This is a genomic window from Neorhizobium tunisiense (assembly GCF_039631515.1).
Taxonomy (GTDB): domain Bacteria; phylum Pseudomonadota; class Alphaproteobacteria; order Rhizobiales; family Rhizobiaceae; genus Neorhizobium.
On the sequence record NZ_JBDIUU010000009.1, the window covers coordinates 316,243 to 336,227 of the forward strand.

The following is a 19,985-nucleotide window of genomic DNA, read 5'->3' on the forward strand; positions in this document are numbered from 1 at the left end:
AGCGCCTCAAGCCTCCAGGCAGGTTTCGACGAAACGCTTGAAGGCACGGGCGCGGTGCGAAAGCGCTTCCGGCTCGCCGGGTTTCCAGCCGTGTTTCTGATCACTACTCATTTCACCGAATGTAATATCATAGCCTTGCGGTTGGAAGACCGGGTCATAACCAAAACCCTGGGTGCCGCGCGGCGGCCACACCACCGTGCCTTCCACCTCGCCACGGAACATTTCCGTGTGCCCATCCGGCCAGGCGAGACAAAGTACGCTCACAAAGCGGCAGCTGCGCTGCTCCGGCCTTGTCGCGCCGCGCTCCTCCAGCGCCGTCTCGATCTTCTCCATCGCCATCTGAAAGTCCCGGCTGCCGTCCGCGCGTTCCGCCCAGTTGGCGGTATAGACGCCGGGGGCGCCATCGAGCGCGTCGATGACGATGCCGGAATCATCCGATAAAGCCGGCAGTCCTGAGGCTTTGGCGGAGGCGATCGCCTTGATCGCTGCATTTTCTTCGAATGTCGTGCCCGTTTCGTCGGGCTCTACGAATTTCAGTTCGGCGGCGGATTTCGCCGAAAAGCCGAAGGGACCGATCAGTTCTGCAATCTCGCGGATTTTTCCGGCATTGTGGCTGGCCACGACGATCGTCTTGGTATCGAGCTTGCGCATTACAATTCCTGTTCGATATTCCAGAGCCTTGGCTCTGCACATTCCAGGCTGTTGCCGGCCGGATCGCGGAAATAGATTGAGCGGGCACCGTTCGGCCAGCGGAAATCGCTTTCGATGGCAATACCCGCCTTGTTGAGCTTTTCCCTGATCCTGTCAATCGCCTCGCCCGTCATGCGAAAGCAGATATGCCCAGGTCCCGTCGCGCCATGTGGCGGTACTGGCAGCGCATCGGCCGGAGGCGGCTTGATCGTCTCGGCCGGGTTGAAGATCAGCAGGATGCCCGGCCCGCAGCGGAAGAATACATGCCTGCTGCCGGCTCGCAGCACTTTTTCAAGGCCGAGAATGCCGCCGTAAAAGGCTTCGGCGGCATCGAGATCATCGGCGTAAAGCGCGGTTTCGAGAATGCCTTCGATCAAACAGCACCTCTTTTCTGCGAGTTTCAGGCAATCGCCTGCTTCTGCATCGCCACCAGTTGCTGGGTGCCGTCCTGAGCCAGTGCCAAGAGGTTCAGGAATTCTTCCTGGCTGAAAGGCTTGCCCTCGGCCGTGCCTTGCACTTCGACAATGCCGCCGGTGCCCGTCATCACGAAATTCGCATCCGTCTCCGCGGCCGAATCCTCGATATAGTCGAGGTCGATGACCGGCTGGCCTGCAAAGATGCCGCAGGAGATCGCCGCGACGTGATCCTTGAGTACCTTGTCGACCTTGGTCATCGAGCGGGCTTCCATCCACTTCAAGCAATCGTAGAGCGCGATCCAGCCACCGGTGATCGAAGCCGTGCGCGTGCCACCGTCTGCCTGGATAACGTCGCAGTCGATGGTGATCTGCTTTTCGCCGAGCGCTTCGAGATCAATGACGGCGCGCAGGGAGCGGCCGATCAGGCGCTGGATCTCCTGGGTGCGGCCGCCCTGCTTTCCGGCAGCGGCTTCGCGCTTCATGCGGTCGCCTGTGGCGCGCGGCAGCATGCCGTATTCGGCGGTCACCCATCCCTTGCCGCTGTTGCGCAGCCACGGCGGGGTCTTTTCTTCCAGACTCGCGGTGCAAAGCACATGCGTGTCGCCGAACTTCACAAGGCAGGAGCCTTCCGCATGTTTGGAAAAATTGCGCTCGAATGAGACCTTGCGCATCTGGTTCAACTGTCTGCCTGAAGGCCGCATGCTTCGCTCCCTGGATTTCTGTTTCCGCCTTCTACGGCCCCGGCCAAGCTTTTGCAAAGAAAAAGCCCCGGGGGGCGTCCTGAAGGCGTTTGATTGCGGCCGTGGTGATTTTCCCTTTGGAGAAGGCGAGGCGAATGACTATATTTTGTCAAAAGATCAACGGAACGGTGAAGGTTTAGATGGGATTTTCGGCATCGACGGGTAGGGACAGCGGCTCTGTGCTCGATGACCGTTCGCGCGAAATTTTCCGCCGCATCGTGGAAAGCTATCTGGAAACAGGTGAGCCGCTCGGCTCCCGCAATCTTTCCCGCCTGCTGCCCATATCGCTGTCGCCGGCCTCCGTGCGCAATGTGATGAGCGATCTCGAGGAACTCGGCCTCATCTACTCGCCGCATATCAGCGCCGGCCGCCTGCCCACCCAGTCCGGGCTTCGCTTTTTCGTCGATGCTTTCATGCAGGTAGGAGACCTCTCCGCCGACGAACGCGCCAATATCGACCGGCAGATCCGGCCCGCAGATCGCGATCAGCCGATGGAGAGCCTGATGGCGGAGGCGAGCCGCATGCTGTCGGGCGTCTCGCGGGGTGCCGGCATCGTCATCACCACCAAGAGCGATCCGGTCCTCAAGCATGTCGAGTTCATCCGCCTCGAGCCAACCAAGGCGCTTGCGGTGCTTGTCGGCGATCACAATCAGGTGGAAAACCGTATCATCGAACTCCCGGCCGGCGTGACGTCGTCGCAGCTGACCGAGGCCGCAAATTTCCTGAATGCCCACCTGAGCGGCCAGACGCTGCCGGAACTGCGTGGCCAGCTGAAGACACTCAAGGATCAGGTACAGGGTGAGCTCCATACGCTCTCGCAGGAACTGGTCGAGCGCGGTCTTGCGGTCTGGTCCGGCGACAGCGAGGAAGGCAAGCCGACCCAGCTTATCGTCCGCGGCCGGGCCAACCTGCTCGAGGGCCTTGCGGATGTTGCCGATCTCGATCGCCTGCGGTTGCTTTTTGACGATCTCGAAAAGAAGGACAGCCTGATCGAGATCCTCGATCTGGCTGAAAAGGGACCGGGCGTTCGAATCTTCATCGGCTCGGAAAACAAGCTGTTCTCTCTCTCGGGCTCCTCGCTCATCGTGGCGCCCTATCGTGACGGCGAGGACCGGATCGTCGGTGCCGTTGGTGTCATCGGGCCGACGCGGCTCAACTATTCGCGCATCGTACCGATGGTGGATTACACCGCGCAGCTGCTTGCCAGGTTATCGCGCTGATTTCGCGACGGAGCCGCCCCAACTTTCCCAGCAAGCCTTGATTTTTTCACTTTAAACCTCGATATCGGGCACAAATCCAAGCCCATAAATCCAAGTCAAGAATAACCGGAGACCGTCATGACCGACGAAACCAACAAGAACGGACCTGACGCAGCTGCCGCCGAGAACACGGCGGAAGCTGTTGCCTCTGCTCTTGAGGACGCGGCCAACCAGAAGAATGCCGAGGCGCCCGTCGCCGAACCGGATCCACTGGAATTGCTGAAGGCCGAAAATAACGAGCTGCGCGACCGCTTCCTGCGGCTTGCCGCCGAGATGGACAACCTGCGCCGTCGCACCGAACGCGAAATCAAGGATGCAAAGTCCTATGCAGCCGCCGGCTTTGCGCGCGACATGCTCGCCGTTTCGGACAATCTGCGCCGCGCGCTGGACGCCGTGCCGACCGAAATGCGTGCCACGGCAGATGCCTCGCTGACCACGCTCCTGGAGGGCGTCGAGATGACCGAGCGTTCCATGCTGTCAGCGCTGGAACGCCATGGCGTGAAGAAGATCGATCCGGAAGGCCAGAAATTCGATCCGAACTTCCACCAGGCCATGTTCGAGATCCCGAACCCTGCCGTTCCGAACAATACGGTCGTTCAGGTCGTTCAGGCTGGTTTCACGATCGGCGAACGTGTGTTGCGCCCGGCCATGGTCGGTGTCGCAAAGGGCGGCCCGAAGGCGGAAGCCTCCGCAGAAACCGCCGGCGAAAAGAACGCCTGAAAGCTTTGAAAAGCGGGCGCAAGCCCGCTTTTCGCTTTGCGCCGGACGCCCAGTCGGCGCTTCGCAGCCCTAACGGCAACCGTCCGCTCCGCCAAGTCCACGTAGATATTCCCGTTAAACGGCGGCTCAAGGACAAAACCGCCCGGCGCTTTGTCAGCGGCCGGGCGGTTCGTTTCGTCCCCACGGATGTGTATGCGGTCAGGCGGCGTGGTTTGCCTGCTCCTCGTTGAGGAAGGCATAGATCGCCGAAGCGGAATCGGTCTTGCGCAGCTTGGCGACAAGATCCTGGTCGCGCAGGACGCGGGCGATGCGCGACAGCGCCTTCAGGTGGTCGGCGCCGGCGCCTTCGGGTGCGAGCAGCAGGAACACCAGATCGACCGGCTCGTCATCGAGCGCTTCGAAATCGACCGGCGCTTCAAGGCGCGCGAAAATCCCCTTGATCGACGAGATGCTGTTGAGCTTGCCGTGCGGGATGGCGATGCCGTGGCCGACGCCGGTGGAACCGAGCCTTTCGCGCTGCAGGATGATGTCGAAGATTTCTCGTTCGCTCACGCCCGTCAGCTTGGAAGCCTTGGCCGCCAGCTCCTGCAATAGCTGCTTTTTGGAATTTACCTTTAGGGTAGGAATAATCGCATCTTGCTGCAGCAAATCTGCCAATGCCATTCTCGTCATCCTTCGTGCCGCAAGAGCTTGTGCCCTAGGCGAAGGGGAGCGCCGTCTCCGACGCTCTCCCCAGGTGTCAGTTCTTGATATTGGTGGAATCGATCCAGCCAATATTGCCGTCATTGCGGCGATACACAATGTTCAGATGTTCCTTGCCGGGGCTGCGGAACAGAAGAACAGGCTCGTCGGTCATATCAAGTGCCATGACGGCGCTGGCGACCGTCATCGTCTTCAACTGCTTCGAACTTTCCGCGACAATAGTCGGCGCGAAATCCTCGGGCACTTCCTCCCCTTCATCCGGTACGCTGTCCATAACAGTGTAGGCAACTTCCGCAAAACCATTCATATGGTTGCCGGCATGATGATCCTTGAGCCGCCGCTTGTAGCGGCGCAGACGCTTTTCGATCCGCTGTGCCGCGGCGTCGAAACTGATCTGCGGATCATTCGCCTCGCCAGCCGCATGCAGGACGATCCCGGTATCGAGATGCACCTTGCAGTCGGCAGAAAAGCGCGAACCTGCCTTTTCCACAATGACTTGGCCTGAATAGCCTCCGTCGAAGTATTTTGTAACCGCTTCTCCGATTTGGTCCTCGATCCTCTGACGGAACGAATCGCCAATTTCCATATGCTTACCGGATACACGCACACTCATGGAGTTCTTCCTTCTTGTCGTGACTTGCGTGTTCCAGTCTACGCCAAGCCGTCCCCTCATCCAAGCCGTTCGCACGCCACCGGGCTAAATTGCTGCAATCGGTGCCAGTCTGAATGATGGGATACGTTTCGTGCCATGTCCCGTGCAGTTGCGGCGGGCTTCTAGCGCCCGATGTTTTGAATGTCAACGGTGGCCGGCCCGGGGATTTCTACGTAGGCCTGTGGAAAATCGCGTGCTTCGGCCGGCATCTCAATATGCCGCGACCCCGGCGATCGCACGCTTTTCACGGCGGCGCTGGACGGAGGAGGGGATGTTCATCGCCTCGCGGTATTTAGCGACGGTCCGGCGCGCAAGTTCGACCCCGCCGCGTTTCAGGCTGATCACGATATCGTCGTCCGAAAGCACCGCATCCGGCGTCTCCTGGGCGATGAGCAGGCGAATCCGGTGGCGCACGGCCTCCGCCGAATGGCTGTCTCCGCCTTCTTCCGCCGAGCCGATCGACACCGTGAAGAAATATTTGAGCTCGAACAGGCCTCGCGGCGTCAGCATGTATTTGTTGGAGGTGACGCGGCTGACCGTGGATTCATGCATCTTGATCGCTTCGGCAACGGTCTTGAGATTGAGCGGCCGCAGGTAGTCGACGCCGTGCATCAGGAAGGCATCCTGCTGGCGTACGATTTCGGTCGCCACCTTCATGATCGTCTTGGCCCGTTGGTCGAGGCTGCGCGTCAGCCAGTTGGCGTTCTGCATGCAATCGGAGAGGAAATTATGGTCGTCGCCGTTTTTCGGGCAGTTCTTCGACACTGTCTGGAAATAGCTATGGTTCACCAGAACGCGCGGCAGGGTGTCCGGATTGAGTTCCACCATCCAGCCGCCGTCGGGTGCTGCGCGCACGACGATATCCGGCGAAATCGTCTCTGACATGCCGCGCTCGAAACCCGCGCCTGGCTTCGGGTTGAGGCCGCGAATTTCCGCAAGCATGTCGATCAGGTCTTCGTCGTCGACCCCGCAAATCTTTCGAAGTGAGGCGAAGTCGCGTTTGCCGAGCAGGTCCAGATGTCTGATCAGTGCATCCATGGCCGGATCGAGCCGATCCTTTTCCCGAAGCTGGATTGCCAGACATTCGCCGAGCGACCGCGCGAAGACGCCCGGCGGATCAAGCGTCTGCAGCGAATGCAGGATGGCTTCCACATTCCCGGCGCTTCTGCCGAGGCGAGCAGCGATCTCTTCGATGTCGCCCAGCATGTAACCGGCCTCGTCCAGCTGATCGACGAGATGCTGAGCAATCAGGCGGCTGGCCGCATCGACGATCAGGAAGGGGATCTGCTGGTTCAGGTGATCGCGCAGCGTTACCTGGCCGGCGACGAAATCATCCAGGTCGTAGTCTTCGCCGGTGTCGCCGCCCGGCATGGACTTCCATTGGCTGAGCAGCTCCGGCGCATCGGCGCGCCGCACCGGGCCGTCGTCCGGGAAGACATTTTCAAAGCCCGTATCGAGCCCTTCGCCGAGCCTCTCGGCGCTGATGGAAGAGGAGCCCTCATACCAGTCGCTATCGACTTCGGCGGCTGCCGAACTCTCGTGGCCCTCGGCGGGGGCAAAGTCGTCGGCCGTTTCGAAGCCTGTTTCCGCGTCGTTTTCGCTCTCGCTTGACGTAATTTCGAGCAGCGGGTTCTTTTCGACTTCCTGGGCGATGAACTGGTTGAGTTCGAAATGCGTCATCTGCAGCAGCTGAATGGATTGCATCAGCTGCGGTGTCATCACCAGCGATTGAGTTTGGCGTAGGAAAAGATTAGCGGATAGACCCATGGCGGACGCGAAACTCCCCTGCAATCCCCTTGAACCACCCGGTCATGGAGTGGTGGACACTCGATTGGCCGAGCCTCCACAAGGCCAAATTTGCATCTGGCACAAGAATTGCTTTTTTGAAAGATTTGGTCAAGCGCTGCAGTGCGGGAAAGTAAATTTCTTTGTCGCCTGCAGCGACTGAGCTCTCGCCTAAAGGCTGAACTTGTCGCCGAGGTAAAGACGGCGAACATCCGGGTTGTTGACGATATCGTCGGCCCGGCCATGCGTCAGCACTTCGCCCGCGTGGATGATGTAGGCCCGGTCGATCAGGCCCAGCGTCTCGCGGACGTTGTGATCTGTTATCAGAACGCCGATCCCGCGCGCCGTCAAGTGGCGTACGAGGTTCTGGATGTCGGAGACGGAAATGGGATCGACGCCGGCAAAAGGTTCGTCGAGCAGCATGAAGGCCGGATCGGTCGCAAGCGCCCGGGCGATTTCGAGGCGCCGGCGTTCGCCGCCGGAGAGTGCGACGGCCGCCGATTTCCGCAACTGGCTGATGTGGAACTCTTCCAACAGTTCGTCGAGCTTGCTTTCCCGTTTGTCCCTGTCGGGTTCATGCACTTCCAGCACCGCGCGGATGTTTTCCTCGACGGTCAGGCCGCGGAAGATCGAGGCTTCCTGCGGCAGATAACCTACCCCCAGACGGGCGCGGCGATACATCGGCATATGGGTGACTTCGTTGCCGTTGATCGCGATCATGCCTTCGTCCACCGGCACCAGGCCGGTGATCATGTAGAAGCAGGTCGTCTTGCCCGCGCCGTTCGGCCCGAGCAGGCCGACGGCCTCGCCACGACGCACGACCAGCGACACGCCGTTGACGACGCGACGGGTATCGTAGGTCTTCGAAAGCCCGTGCGCGACCAGCGTACCCTCGTAGCGCGCTTTATCGCGTACGACGAAGGGTTCGGGCGCGGACGGCTTCCCTGCCGACAGACTGGTGAGGAACGGTATTTTCACGTCAAATGTCTATTATTGCTTCGGTCGCGATTTCGGGTCGAGCAGGATTTCGACGCGCCCGCCACAGGCGTCGAGCTTGGCCTGGCCGGTTTCCATCAGCACGGTGAGTTTGCAACCCTTGAAGACGTTGGGGCCTTCGGAGAGCACGACCTGCTTGCCGGAAAGCACGAAGGTCTGGGATTTCATGTCGAACTCGCCCTTCTCGGCGGTCGCCTGCTGCGTGCCCGAGGTCAGGAACACCGTCTCGTCAAGGAAGATCTTGTCGATATTGGCGCTACCTGAGGTTACGGAACCACCTTCACCCGTATAGAGAACCGTCATCTTGCCGGCCTTCATCGTGGTCGTGCCCTGCACGACCTGGACGTTGCCGGTAAAATAGGCCTTCTTTTCCTGCTCCTTGATCTCGAGCTGGTCGCTCTGGATCTGGATCGGCTGGTCGCCGGAAAGCTTCAGGCCTTCCATCTGGCTGGTGGTCGTCTGGGCATGTGCGGTCGCTGCCAGACAGGAGATAAATCCTGCCGCGATCAGAACTGCGGTATTGCGTGTAAGAAGGCGGCGATTGATCATGACGGCCGGGGCTCTACTTGCCTTGGTTGCGGATGGTGGCTGGATCGAGGTGGACGCGAACCTGGCCTTTGAAGGTGATGGTACGTCCCTTATCCGTTATCTTTAAAGACTCTGCAACAATAGAGCCTTCTTTCATGGAGATATCGACGTGCTCGGGTGATTCCATCACACCTGCATTGATATCCAGATGCGCTGACTTGAAGCGGGCGGTGATCCCGTTGCTCAGATTGACGTCGAACGGGGAGTTGAGATCGAGCATGTCGGTGCCGCGGTCGAAGTCGGCGGCGGTCGCGGTCACCCGCGCGATCACGTCGTCATTGACCGGCACGGCAGCCTTTACGTCCTCGAGCGTGATCATGTTCGAGTTCTGGATATCCTGCAGCGCGCGGTTGGCGGTCATCGAGTAGCTGATGCCGTCCTTGTTGCGGCCGGAGATCGCCGGCCGTTCCATGACGATCTTGCCGTTCTCGATCCGGGCGTTTTCAATCGAGAGGTTCTCCGGCAGATAGGCGCGGATGATCGAGACGCCGATGAAGGCGGCCGAGATCACGCCGGCCAGGATGGGCAGCAGTATCTTGAGCCTGCGCACGATGGCGGAATGCGCCAGCGCCGCCTGATAGGCATCCGGGCGCGGCTCCAGCGCCGCCGTAAAGCCTGCCGTTTTTCGAATATGCTGCAGCATGAGTGCCGGATAGTTCCTTACTAGCCCGTCTCCGTTCTCATCCCGGTTATGCCGGTTGGAGCGGTTGCGAGCTTTGCGTTGTCCGCCAATATGGTTTTGATTCAATCAACAAACAATAATGGGCAACATAAAAACGTGATGTGGCCTGCTGCAAAACGCGCTAGAGAGCCTATTTAGCAACGGCGGTTCAGCTCGAAGGGTGATTTTATGGATCAAATGGCAATTGCGGACCGGCGTTCCCTGCGCCGCAAGCTGAGTTTCTGGCGGATCGTCGCACTTGTTTTCCTCGTCGGCATCGGATTCGCGCTTTACCGTGTCGTTGCCGGCGACGGTGTCGGATCTGCGGTGCCGCATGTCGCCCGCATCGAAATCTCCGGTATGATCACGGATAACAAGGATCTGCTGGAGCGCCTCGACAAGATCGCCGAAAGCAGTCAGGCCAAGGCACTGATCGTTTCGATCTCTTCGCCGGGCGGGACCACCTATGGCGGTGAGCGCATCTTCAAGGCGATCCGGAAGGTTTCTGAAAAGAAGCCGGTGGTTTCGGATATCCGCACGCTGGCCGCCTCTGCCGGCTACATGATCGCCACGGCGGGCGACCAGATCGTCGCGGGCGAAAGCTCGATCACCGGATCGATCGGGGTGATCTTCCAATACCCGCAGATCGACGAGGTGATGAAGAAGGTCGGCGTCTCTCTTCAGGAGATCAAGTCGGCGCCGCTGAAGGCCGAGCCGTCGCCCTTCCATCCGGCGAGCGAGGAAGCCAAGACGATGATCCGCAACATGGTCATGGACAGCTATGCCTGGTTCGTCGATCTCGTTGCCGATCGCCGCAAGCTGCCGCGCGACGAGGTTGTGAAGCTCGCGGACGGCACGATCTTCACCGGCCGCCAGGCGCTCAGCGTCAAGCTTGTCGACAAGCTGGGCGGTGAGGAGGACATCCGAGCCTACTTTGAATCGCGCGGCGTCTCCAAGGACCTGCCGGTCGTCGATTGGAAGGAGCGCAATTCCTCCTCGTCCCTCTGGTTCGCGAGCGCCGTCAGCGAATTGTTCAAGCTCTCCGGTTTGGGCCAGACGATCACTCCCGACGCCCTTCGCACCTTCGGCGCGGACAAGTTGTTTCTTGACGGTCTTGTCTCCGTTTGGCAGGTTGGGCGCGGTTGAAAATCTAAACTTTTCAGGGGGCAACCGTGATCAAGTCAGAACTGGTGCAGATCGTCGCGGCTCGCAATCCGCATCTCTACCACCGCGACGTCGAGAACATCGTGAATGCCGTGCTCGACGAGATCACAGATGCCCTGGCAGGCGGAAATCGTGTCGAACTTCGCGGCTTCGGCGCGTTTTCGGTGAAGAACCGTCCCTCCCGGTCGGGCCGCAATCCGCGCACCGGCGAGAGCGTTTTCGTCGAAGAAAAATGGGTTCCTTTCTTCAAGACAGGCAAGGAACTGCGCGAGCGCCTGAATCCGGGCCTCGACGACGAAGAAGATTGATTCCTCCGGCGCGCCCTTCCGTCGCCCTTGAAACCCCATAAAGCGCGCCTATTCTGCAACAGATGCTGTTAAACAGCAGAGGTTCTGCTGCCGGAGATTCACATGGACAAGTTCAAACGGATCATTTCGCTCGTGATTTTCGTGCCGCTCGGCATCGTGCTGATCGTGCTCGCCGTTGCGAACCGCCAGATGGTCACGCTCGCGCTCAATCCCTTCCGGCCCGAAGACGGCATGTTGGCGGTGAGTGCGCCGTTTTTCCTGTTCCTGTTCCTGGCCTTGCTGATCGGGATGTTCATCGGCTCGTTCGTGACCTGGTGGAGCCAGGGCAAGCACCGCAAGCAGGCTCGCGTCGAAGCGCGCGAAGCGGTCCGGTGGCAGAACGAACACAAGGCCGCCGTCGCTGGACGGCCGGCCTCGGCTCAACTTCCTTCCAAGTGAATTCAGGCGCAGTAAATTAGGCTTGCGCGGCCTTGGCGACCACCGCCTTGTTGAAGTCCGCGAAGAACTGGCCCGCGAGCTTCTGCGATGTGGAATCGATCAGCCGCGAGCCGAGCTGCGCGATCTTGCCACCCACCTGAGCCTTGGTGGAGTATCGAAGCAGCGTATCGCTGCCGTCTTCCATCAGCGTAACGGTCGCGGAACCCTTGGCAAAACCTGCGATGCCGCCCTTGCCTTCGCCCGATATCGTGTAGCTTTCCGGCGGGTTGATGTCAGAGAGGGTCACCTCGCCGGAGAAGCTGGCCGAAACCGGGCCGACCTTCAGCTTGACGGTTGCGGCAAGCTCGGTTGGAGACTTCTGTTCGAGCGTCTGGCAACCGGGGATGCACTGGCGAAGGATCTCCGGATCGTTCAATGCCGCCCAGACCACTTCGCGAGGTGCTGCAATACGTTCTTCGCCGCCCATATCCATGTGATGATCCTCCGTCCACCGTTGCAAGACTTATTGCAAGGGCGATGATCTTTGCCAAGGGGGACAAAAGGCGGACAGGCCGGGCCGTCAATAAAACGCCCAGCCATCGGCTCTCCGGCTTTGAAGAATGACCAGCAAATGCTATCTGCTGCCGCAACTCTCAAAAATCCGAGCGGATGAACGTATTGAAGAACAAGGAAAGGCGGCCGGGTGAAAAAGCCCGGAGCGAGGCGGGCAACCGGTCCTCCCGCGGATACGCCGCCGCAAAACCAGCGGCAGTCAAGCAGGCCCTGCGGCCACAGGAAAGGGCTCCGAAACCCGCGCCAGTAGCAGCGCCGGCCGAAACCCGACCGCTTTTGCCGCGTAGCGGCGAGCGGCCACCGGAGCGCGTGCCGATCATTCTCGAATCGTCCGGTGCCGGCGATTTTCACCTGATCGACAGCGGCAACGGGCTGAAACTCGAGCAATACGGACCTTATCGCATCGTCCGGCCGGAAGCCCAGGCGCTCTGGCAGCCGTCTCTTCCCGCCCATCTATGGGAAAAGGCGGACGCGCTGTTTACCGGAGACACGGATGAGGACGGCATGGGTCGCTGGCGGTTCTCCAAGGAAGCGCTGGGCGAAACCTGGCCGCTGTCGCTGCTCGGCGTCGATTTCCTCGGCCGCTTCACCTCCTTCCGCCATGTCGGGGTCTTCCCGGAGCAGATCGTTCACTGGGAATGGATGAAGAACCGCATCGAAGAGGCGAAACGGCCGGTGAAGGTGCTGAACCTGTTCGGCTACACGGGCGTCGCCTCGCTGGTCGCGGCGGCTGCCGGCGCGGAAGTCACCCATGTGGACGCCTCCAAGAAGGCGATCGGCTGGGCGCGCGAAAACCAGTCGCTTGCCCGTCTGGACAAGGCTCCGATCCGCTGGATCTGCGAGGATGCGATGAAGTTCATCCTGCGGGAAGAACGCCGCGGCAACCGCTACGACATCATCCTCACCGATCCGCCGAAATTCGGCCGTGGCCCGAATGGCGAAATCTGGCAGCTTTTCGATCATCTGCCGCTGATGCTCGACATCTGCCGCGAACTGCTGTCACCGAAGGCGATAGGCCTGGTGCTGACCGCCTATTCGATCCGCGCCAGCTTCTATTCGATCCACGAGCTGATGCGCGAGACGATGCGCGGCGCCGGCGGCGCCGTGGAATCGGGCGAACTCGTCATCCGCGAGGCGGGGCTGGACGGCAATACGCCGGGCCGTGCGCTTTCCACTTCCCTTTTCAGTCGCTGGGTGCCGGCATGAACGACGATTTTCAGAAGTCCGGACCACGACGGGTCGGCCAGGTGAAGGAAGTCACCTCGCTTTCCAATCCGATCATCAAGGACATCAAGGCGCTCACCAACAAGAAGGACCGCGAAGAGAGCGGCACTTTCATGGCCGAAGGCCTGAAGCTCGTCATCGACGCGCTGGAACTCGGCTGGGAAATCCGCACGCTGGTCTATGCCAAGGCGGCCAAGGGCAAGGCGCTTGTCGAGCAGGTCGCGGCAAAGACCGTCGCCCATGGCGGGCTGGTGCTGGAGGTCAGCGAGAAGGTGCTCTCCTCAGTCACCCGCCGCGACAACCCGCAGATGGTCGTCGGCATTTTCGAGCAGCGCTGGAAAAAGCTCGACGAACTGAGGCCGGGCAGGGACGAGACGCTGGTCGCGCTCGACCGCGTGCGCGACCCCGGCAATCTCGGCACCATCATCCGCACCGCGGATGCGGCAGGCGCGACCGGCGTAATCCTGGTCGGCGAATGCACTGACCCGTTTTCGCTGGAAACCGTGCGTTCGACCATGGGGTCGGTCTTCGCGGTACCGGTCGTCAAATGCTCAGTGGAAGAATTCCTGAACTGGCAGAAGCGATCCGGCACCCAGGTGGTGGCGACGCATCTCGCCGGCGCCGTCGACTATCGCACTGTGGATTATTCGAAAAAGCCGGTCGTGCTGCTGATGGGCAACGAGCAGTCCGGGCTGCCGGATAATCTCGCCAGGGCGGCCGATCGCACCGTTCGCATTCCCCAGCAGGGCAGGGCAGATTCGCTCAACCTCGCCGTCGCTTCCGCCGTGATGCTCTTCGAGGCCCGCCGCCATCTGCTGACCCTGGATGAGAAGAAATGACCGGACGCAAAGCCCTCCTTTCACGGCCTCTGGTGGCTCTGGTCGTCATCGTCTTTGCGGTCGTTCTCGATCAGGTGGTGAAGATCGCCGTCGAGAATTATCTTCCGATGGAAGTGCGTGAGGATTTCCTGCCGGTTCTGTACCTTTACCTTTATCGCACTTACAATCTCGGTGTTGCCTTCTCGCTGCTGTCCGGCATGGAGCGGGAATGGATCATCGGCATGCGGCTCCTCATTGTCGCCTTCGTGATTTGGCTCTGGCGTCGCACACCGAATGACCGGCCATTTGCCCATACCGGCTTTACGCTGATCATCGCCGGCGCCATCGGCAACCTCATCGATGGGGTGATCTACGGCCATGTGGTGGATTATGTCCTCTTCCAAACCGAGACGTGGTCCTTCGCCGTCTTCAATCTGGCGGACAGTTTCATCACCATCGGCGCAGGCCTGGTCATCCTCGACGAGCTGTTCGGGCCGAAAAAGGCCGATCAGTAAAATTTTACCTGATTGCTCTAAGGATTGGGAAAGAAACCCGGTTAGTCTTTCCCGATGCGAGATATCGCCGACATACATGAACGAATCTCGAAGGCGTTCGCGTCTCCCGCCGCGGCCGATATGGCCGACCCGGCGGCGGAAAAGGTCGTGCCCGCATTGGGATTGCCGCAGGATGGAGAAAAGAGGGCGGCGCGCAACGTCTTTGCCTCGCTCTTTTCCCGGATATCCGAGTGGCGCCGCCAGCGCACGGTTCCCCGGCTCCAGCATGCATTGAAGAATGCCGAGGCGGCCAGCGCTGCGAAATCCCGGCAGATTGCCACCGTCGTCCATGAGATCCGCACGCCGCTCAATGGCATTCTCGGCATGACCCACCTTCTCGGCCAGACCAAGCTGACGGCGGAACAGCAGAACTATCTGAGCGGCATTCGCCAGTCCGGTTATGCGCTGGCGCAGCTAGTTGAAGACCTGCTTGACTACTCGACGCTGGAGGCCGGCCGCTTCCGGCTCAACAACCGGGCGGAAAATCTCCGCCACCTCATCGAAAACGTCGTCGAGATGCTGGCGCCGCGCGCTCACGAGAAGCGGATCGAGATCGCCGCGACGATGACTGCCGATCTCCCCGACCTTCTCGATCTCGATCCGGGGCGCATCCGCCAAGTGCTTTTCAACGTCATCGGCAATGCGGTGAAATTCACCGCCCATGGCGGTGTGCTGGTGCGGGCTGCCGTCGAAGAAGGCAACGTCGCCATTGCCGTCATCGATACCGGTCCCGGCATGGCGCCGGAGGAGCTGACGCGGGTTTTCGGTGAATTCGAGCAGGCAGGGTCCGCCGAGGCACGCAGCGGCGGCACTGGTCTCGGTCTCGGCATCGCCTCCCGCATCTTGACCGAGTTCGGCGGATCGCTTGCCGTCGCCAGCCAAAGGGGGGTCGGCAGCACGTTCACGATCCGCTTCCCGCTGCATTTCGCGGAAACGGCGCAATCGGGCACCGGCGAACGCAACCAGTTGCTGGCCATGTCCCGGGTTCTGCTTCTGGCGCCGGAAGGACCTGCCGCCAAGGCGACGGTCGCGACGATCGAAACGCTTGGCGGCCGCTGCCGGCACGTCGCCAACACGGCTGACGCGCAGATGCTGATCGATCGTGCCGAAGCCGGCCCGGCCCCCTATACCGACCTGATCGTCGATCACCGGCTGGCCTCCGATTATGCCAACGAAAAGGCGCATGCGCCGCTCCACCGCATCCTGCTCGTCAACCCCGAGGAACGTGCCTCCCAGCCGCAGGATTTCTTCGACGCCTGGCTCATCCGGCCGCTCCGGGAAAAATCTCTGATCGACGTGCTGAGCGGCCGCCTGCGCGGCTTCGGCACGCGCGACGCGCTGAACGACAATCAGGCCATGCCGCCTCCGCCCGTTATCGAAAAACATGGCGAAGGGCTCGACGTGCTGCTCGGCGAGGACGATCCCGTCAACGCGCTGATCATCCGCTCGGTTCTGACAAAGGCTGGACATCGCGTCCGCCTCGTCGACGATTTCCCCACGCTGATCGAGACGGTACTCGACCGGGACACGCCGCTCGATCTTGTCATTTCCGACATGTACATGCCTGGAGGAGATGTTTTCAATCTCCTGGCGGCGCTGCGCGCTGAGGAACAGGAGGGCGTTCGGCCTCTGGTCCCGGTGATCGTGCTGACAGGCGAGAGCCGCGAGGCGACGCATCGCGAGGTGCTTCTGAATGGGGCCAGCCGCGTCTTTGTAAAGCCGGTCGATCCGCTGACGCTTCTGGAGGAGGTCCGAATTTTGGGAGTACTCTCTACCGATCGCCAACAGGCGCGTTGACGCGACCATCCCTGGAACCTATTGTGACAGTGAATGTCACGTTCTTGTCGCAGAGAAGTGATTTAAGGCGGTGATCAAACCGGGACGGGGAGAATCACCTTGGCAATTGAACTCCTGAACCGTGAAGTGAACTCTGAAACAACCCAGGCGCCGGCCTCTGCTCCGGTAAGCGGCGATGTCTTCGGCCGCATCGGCACGCTCGAAACGCGGCTTGCTCGCAGCGAGCGCGAGATCGATGCCGCGCAGGCGGTCCGTTATCGCGTTTTCGTCGAAGAGATGAACGCAACCCTCAATCCGGATGCCATGCGCAGCCGTCGCGATATCGATGCCTTCGACGCGATCTGCGACCATCTTCTGGTCGTCGATAACGCAATCGAAGGCGATATCGAAGATCAGATCGTCGGCACCTACCGGCTGCTGCGCCAGGAAGTGGCGCTCGCCAACAATGGCTTCTATTCGGCGTCGGAATTCGACATCGAGCCGCTGCTTGCGCGTCATCCCGACAAACAGTTCATGGAACTTGGCCGCTCCTGCGTGCTGCCGGACTATCGCACCAAGCGCACCGTCGAATTGCTCTGGCAGGGCAATTGGGCCTATTCGCTGAAGCACGGCATGAACGCCATGTTCGGCTGCGCATCGTTCCCGGGCGTTTCGCCTGAAGAACACGCCATGGCGCTGTCTTTTCTGCACCATACGGTCTCGACCAAGGGCGATTGGGCGGTTTCGGCACTGCCGGAACTCTACCGCTCGATGGATCTGATGCCGATGGAAGGCCTCAACGCCCGCAAGGCGCTCTCCCTGTTGCCGCCGCTGATCAAGGGCTATCTGCGCCTCGGCGCCATGGTGGGCGATGGCGCGGTCATCGACCACGCCTTCAACACCACCGACGTGCTGATCGTCCTGCCGATCGCCTCGATCTCGGACCGCTACATTACCCACTTCGGCGCCGACGCGGGGCGGTTTGCGAGCTGAGAGCAGTTTCTTTGAAACACTCCTAACGGACGAACCGGATCGGGCCGCCATACTTGGCTATGGCTTCGTCCGAAGTCAGCAACAACATGCCCTCGCTCATGCTCTGCGCGATAAGGATGCGGTCGAATGGATCCTTATGGATCTGTGGAAGCGAGTCTATTTCGAGAGCATGGGAGGCGGTGACCGCCAATTCGTTGAAATTGCTTTCGATTAGCACCTGGTAGAGCATGCGGGGCGGAAGCTCGAGCCCGATTTTCCCGGATGAGTATTTGATCGACAGTTCCCAGATACTGGCTGAACTGAAGAAAATGTCGTGATCGGGGTTCTCAATGATTTCACGCGCCGCCAAGGGCAACCGGTCGGATGCCCCGACAAGCCACACCAGAAGATGAGAATCCAGTAATATTCTCATTCGTGGTTGCTGTAAAACAGCTCCTCGATCTCCTTGTCCATTCCCTTGTCGAGATCATCGGGAATGAAAAACTGACCGTCAAGGACGCCGATCCGCCGCTTCTTCTTGGGCGCCTCTTCCAGCGGCACGACCTTCACCATCGGCTTGCCGGCCTTGGCGATGACGAACGCTTCGCCATTTGCCGCCTCTTCGACGAGGCGCGACAAATGCGTCTTGGCTTCATGGATATTAACGGTTTTCACGGAGCAAGCCTCCAGGTGGACTTAGTTCAATGAACTTAGTCCACCTGGGCCTCGTTTACAAGAAACTCACGTCCCCGCGTTGTAAGCCGCGATAGCGGCCATGTTGACGATATCGCTGTCCTTGGCGCCCATCGAGGTGATCTGCACCGACTTGTCGAGGCCGACCAGCAGTGGGCCGATTACGGTCGAAGCGCCGAGTTCCTGCAGCATGCGCGTCGAGATCGAGGCGGAATGGATCGCCGGCATGACGAGCACGTTGGCTGTCCCTGAGAGCCGGCAGAACGGATACTGCTCCATCCGGTGCGGGTTGAGCGCCACGTCTGCTGCCATCTCGCCGTCATATTCGAAATCCACGCGCCGCTGGTCGAGGATCTTGACCGCCTCGCGGACCCGCTCAGAACGTTCGCCGATCGGCTGGCCGAAGGTGGAGTAGGCGAGCATGGCGACGCGGGGCTCGTAGCCCATGCGCTTTGCGACACGGGCGGCTTCGACGGCGATATCCGCAAGATCTTCCGCATTCGGCATGTCGTGGACGGCGGTGTCGGCGACGAAGATCGTCCGGCCGCGCGAGATCACCAGCGACACGCCGATCACCTTGTGTCCCGGCTTGGGATCGATGCAACGGCTGACGTCCTGCAGGGCCGTCGCATAGTTGCGGGTCGTGCCGGTTACCATCGCATCCGCATCGCCGATCGCCACCATGGTTGCGGCAAAATGGTTGCGGTCGTTGTGGATCAGGCGCTGGACGTCGCGGTAGAGGAAGCCCTGGCGCTGCAGTCGGGCATAGAGGTGATCGATATAGGCATCGAGCCGGTTGGAAAGACGGGCGTTGACGATCTCCACGCCGGGTCGGTCGAGATCGATGCCTGCCTTTTCCGCCGTCGCGCGGATCACATCGTCGCGGCCGAGAAGGATGGCGGTGCCGAGCTTCTGGCTGGTGAAGGAAATCGCCGCGCGCATGACCTGTTCTTCTTCGGCCTCGGCGAAGACGACCCGCTTCGGGAAGCGACGGACGCGCTCGTAGATGCCTTGCGTCGTCGCGGCGATCGGATCGCGGCGGGCGGAAAGCTCGCGGCCATAGGCGGCGAGATCGGCGATGTTCTTGCGGGCGACGCCGCTTTCCATTGCGGCTTCCGCAACGGCGACGGGGATCGCCGAGATGAGGCGAGGATCGAAGGGGACCGGGATGATGTATTGCGCGCCGAAGCGGGGGCGGTTGCCCTGGTAGGCGGCAGCAACATCGTCCGGCACGTCTTCGCGGGCGAGATTGGCGAGCGCGTTGACGGCGGCGATCTTCATCGCATCGTTGATCTGGCTGGCCCTAACGTCGAGCGCGCCTCGGAAGATATAGGGGAAGCCGAGCACGTTGTTGACCTGGTTCGGATAGTCCGAGCGGCCGGTCGCCATGATTGCGTCGTCGCGGATGCGGGCGACTTCTTCCGGGGTGATTTCCGGATCGGGGTTGGCCATCGCGAAAATGATCGGCCTGTCGGCCATGGAACGGATCATCTCTTCGGTAAAGGCGCCCTTCTGGGAAAGGCCGAACACGACGTCCGCGTCCTTCATGGCTTCTTCCAGGGTCCGCTTGGTGGTTTTCACCGCGTGGGCGGATTTCCACTGGTTCATGCCCTCGGTGCGGCCCTGGTAGATGACGCCCTTGGTGTCGCAGAGGATGACATTTTCCGAATTAAAGCCCATCGCCTTGATGAGTTCGACGCAGGCGATCGCCGCGGCGCCGGCGCCGTTGCAGACGAGCTTGGTGGTCTTGAGGTCGCGGCCGGTCAGTTCCAGCGCGTTGATCAGGCCGGCGGCGGCGATGATCGCGGTACCATGCTGGTCGTCATGGAAGACCGGGATATCCATCAGCTCGCGCAGGCGGCTCTCGATGATGAAACATTCCGGCGCCTTGATGTCCTCGAGATTGATGCCGCCGAAGGAGGGGCCGAGGAAACGCACGCAGTTGATGAATTCGTCGACATTCTCGGTATCGACTTCAAGGTCGATGGAATCCACGTCGGCGAAGCGCTTGAACAGCACGGCCTTGCCTTCCATCACCGGCTTCGAGGCAAGCGCCCCGAGATTGCCGAGACCGAGGATCGCCGTGCCGTTCGAGATGACGGCCACCATGTTGCCGCGCGTCGTGTAATCATAGGCAGTCGCAGGATCGGCGGCGATCGCCTTGACCGGCACCGCGACCCCAGGCGAATAGGCGAGCGACAGATCGCGCTGGGTCGCCATCGGCTTGGTGGGATTGATTTCGAGTTTACCCGGGCGGCCTTCCGAATGGAAATCGAG

Annotated in this window: 23 protein-coding genes; 10 read left to right on the top strand and 13 right to left on the bottom strand. The window is 60.7% G+C overall.

The genetic code is table 11. The annotated features are described in order from the left end of the window. Nucleotides 1–6: 6 nt before the first annotated feature. Genes rdgB through rph form a run of 3 tightly spaced genes read right to left on the bottom strand, consistent with a single transcriptional unit; the run spans nt 7 to nt 1,807 of the window. Entirely contained in the window at nt 7–651 is a 645-nt protein-coding gene (gene rdgB / locus ABCW43_RS24655; RefSeq protein ID WP_345929352.1) for an RdgB/HAM1 family non-canonical purine NTP pyrophosphatase, read from the bottom strand. Further along, on the bottom strand, nt 651–1,067 hold the full coding sequence (locus tag ABCW43_RS24660) for a VOC family protein (RefSeq protein WP_306863014.1): 417 nt from the start codon (nt 1,065–1,067) through the stop codon (nt 651–653). The genes rdgB and ABCW43_RS24660 overlap by 1 nt, the downstream gene beginning before the upstream one ends. Before the next feature lie 23 nt (nt 1,068–1,090). Next, nucleotides 1,091–1,807, bottom strand: coding sequence for a ribonuclease PH (gene rph / locus ABCW43_RS24665; protein WP_345929355.1), 717 nt, complete (start codon nt 1,805–1,807; stop codon nt 1,091–1,093). Nucleotides 1,808–1,986: 179 nt separating this feature from the next. Between rph and hrcA the strand changes: the two genes are divergently transcribed. Further along, entirely contained in the window at nt 1,987–3,066 is a 1,080-nt protein-coding gene (hrcA, locus tag ABCW43_RS24670; protein WP_345929357.1) for a heat-inducible transcriptional repressor HrcA, read from the top strand. A gap of 117 nt (nt 3,067–3,183) precedes the next feature. Continuing rightward, nucleotides 3,184–3,825 (top strand): nucleotide exchange factor GrpE, encoded by a 642-nt coding sequence (gene grpE, locus ABCW43_RS24675; RefSeq protein ID WP_345929359.1) that lies wholly within the window; start codon nt 3,184–3,186, stop codon nt 3,823–3,825. A gap of 198 nt (nt 3,826–4,023) precedes the next feature. Here the strand turns inward: grpE and ptsN are convergent, their stop codons facing one another. The 6 genes from ptsN to lptC form a co-directional block, all read right to left on the bottom strand. Then, nucleotides 4,024–4,488 (bottom strand): PTS IIA-like nitrogen regulatory protein PtsN, encoded by a 465-nt coding sequence (gene ptsN / locus ABCW43_RS24680; RefSeq protein WP_046627940.1) that lies wholly within the window; start codon nt 4,486–4,488, stop codon nt 4,024–4,026. A gap of 76 nt (nt 4,489–4,564) precedes the next feature. Then, nucleotides 4,565–5,140 carry a ribosome hibernation-promoting factor, HPF/YfiA family gene (gene hpf, locus ABCW43_RS24685; RefSeq protein WP_210010503.1) on the bottom strand — a complete coding sequence of 192 codons (576 nt, stop codon included), beginning with the start codon at nt 5,138–5,140 and terminating at the stop codon, nt 4,565–4,567. A gap of 249 nt (nt 5,141–5,389) precedes the next feature. Beyond that, nucleotides 5,390–6,946 (bottom strand): RNA polymerase factor sigma-54, encoded by a 1,557-nt coding sequence (rpoN, locus tag ABCW43_RS24690; RefSeq protein ID WP_345929362.1) that lies wholly within the window; start codon nt 6,944–6,946, stop codon nt 5,390–5,392. A gap of 189 nt (nt 6,947–7,135) precedes the next feature. Continuing rightward, nucleotides 7,136–7,918, bottom strand: coding sequence for an LPS export ABC transporter ATP-binding protein (gene lptB, locus ABCW43_RS24695; protein WP_210011660.1), 783 nt, complete (start codon nt 7,916–7,918; stop codon nt 7,136–7,138). A gap of 36 nt (nt 7,919–7,954) precedes the next feature. Further along, nucleotides 7,955–8,509 carry an LptA/OstA family protein gene (locus ABCW43_RS24700; protein ID WP_046630413.1) on the bottom strand — a complete coding sequence of 185 codons (555 nt, stop codon included), beginning with the start codon at nt 8,507–8,509 and terminating at the stop codon, nt 7,955–7,957. Nucleotides 8,510–8,522: 13 nt separating this feature from the next. Further along, complete coding sequence (gene lptC / locus ABCW43_RS24705) at nt 8,523–9,191, bottom strand: LPS export ABC transporter periplasmic protein LptC (RefSeq protein WP_345929365.1); 669 nt, start codon at nt 9,189–9,191, stop codon at nt 8,523–8,525. Between the two features lie 207 nt (nt 9,192–9,398). On the opposite strand from lptC, the gene sppA reads away from it, so the two are divergent. The 3 genes from sppA (at nt 9,399) to ABCW43_RS24720 (ending at nt 11,119) form a co-directional block, all read left to right on the top strand. Next, nucleotides 9,399–10,355, top strand: a complete 957-nt coding sequence (gene sppA, locus ABCW43_RS24710; protein ID WP_345929367.1) for a signal peptide peptidase SppA — start codon at nt 9,399–9,401, stop codon at nt 10,353–10,355. A gap of 26 nt (nt 10,356–10,381) precedes the next feature. Next, complete coding sequence (locus tag ABCW43_RS24715) at nt 10,382–10,681, top strand: integration host factor subunit beta (RefSeq protein WP_007759833.1); 300 nt, start codon at nt 10,382–10,384, stop codon at nt 10,679–10,681. Between the two features lie 102 nt (nt 10,682–10,783). Next, nucleotides 10,784–11,119, top strand: coding sequence for a lipopolysaccharide assembly protein LapA domain-containing protein (locus ABCW43_RS24720; protein WP_345929370.1), 336 nt, complete (start codon nt 10,784–10,786; stop codon nt 11,117–11,119). A gap of 16 nt (nt 11,120–11,135) precedes the next feature. Here ABCW43_RS24720 and ABCW43_RS24725 read toward each other — a convergent pair whose 3' ends face one another. Continuing rightward, nucleotides 11,136–11,591: an SRPBCC family protein gene (locus ABCW43_RS24725; protein WP_345929372.1), complete on the bottom strand. Its 456-nt coding sequence runs from the start codon at nt 11,589–11,591 to the stop codon at nt 11,136–11,138. 176 nt (nt 11,592–11,767) lie between these two features. On the opposite strand from ABCW43_RS24725, the gene ABCW43_RS24730 reads away from it, so the two are divergent. The 5 genes from ABCW43_RS24730 (at nt 11,768) to olsB (ending at nt 17,036) form a co-directional block, all read left to right on the top strand. Then, the gene (locus ABCW43_RS24730; RefSeq protein ID WP_345929374.1) at nt 11,768–12,877 is read left to right on the top strand and encodes a class I SAM-dependent methyltransferase; all 1,110 of its coding nucleotides are present in this window, start codon (nt 11,768–11,770) and stop codon (nt 12,875–12,877) included. Continuing rightward, the gene (locus tag ABCW43_RS24735) at nt 12,874–13,734 is read left to right on the top strand and encodes a TrmH family RNA methyltransferase (protein WP_345929376.1); all 861 of its coding nucleotides are present in this window, start codon (nt 12,874–12,876) and stop codon (nt 13,732–13,734) included. Before ABCW43_RS24730 ends, ABCW43_RS24735 begins: the two co-directional genes overlap by 4 nt. Continuing rightward, a complete protein-coding gene (lspA, locus tag ABCW43_RS24740) occupies nt 13,731–14,228 on the top strand; it encodes a signal peptidase II (protein WP_345929378.1) in 498 nt (165 codons plus the stop codon). The genes ABCW43_RS24735 and lspA overlap by 4 nt, the downstream gene beginning before the upstream one ends. Before the next feature lie 120 nt (nt 14,229–14,348). Next, nucleotides 14,349–16,064: a hybrid sensor histidine kinase/response regulator gene (locus ABCW43_RS24745; RefSeq protein ID WP_345929380.1), complete on the top strand. Its 1,716-nt coding sequence runs from the start codon at nt 14,349–14,351 to the stop codon at nt 16,062–16,064. Between the two features lie 99 nt (nt 16,065–16,163). Beyond that, a complete protein-coding gene (gene olsB / locus ABCW43_RS24750; RefSeq protein WP_345929382.1) occupies nt 16,164–17,036 on the top strand; it encodes a l-ornithine N(alpha)-acyltransferase in 873 nt (290 codons plus the stop codon). A gap of 22 nt (nt 17,037–17,058) precedes the next feature. On the opposite strand, the gene ABCW43_RS24755 is transcribed toward olsB, so the two are convergent. The 3 genes from ABCW43_RS24755 to ABCW43_RS24765 all read right to left on the bottom strand — a co-directional run. Beyond that, on the bottom strand, nt 17,059–17,448 hold the full coding sequence (locus tag ABCW43_RS24755) for a type II toxin-antitoxin system VapC family toxin (RefSeq protein ID WP_345929384.1): 390 nt from the start codon (nt 17,446–17,448) through the stop codon (nt 17,059–17,061). Next, nucleotides 17,445–17,690 (bottom strand): type II toxin-antitoxin system Phd/YefM family antitoxin, encoded by a 246-nt coding sequence (locus ABCW43_RS24760; protein WP_345929386.1) that lies wholly within the window; start codon nt 17,688–17,690, stop codon nt 17,445–17,447. The genes ABCW43_RS24755 and ABCW43_RS24760 overlap by 4 nt, the downstream gene beginning before the upstream one ends. A gap of 66 nt (nt 17,691–17,756) precedes the next feature. Beyond that, nucleotides 17,757–19,985 (bottom strand): NADP-dependent malic enzyme (locus tag ABCW43_RS24765; protein ID WP_345929388.1); only part of this gene is annotated, 2,229 nt, incomplete at its 5' end.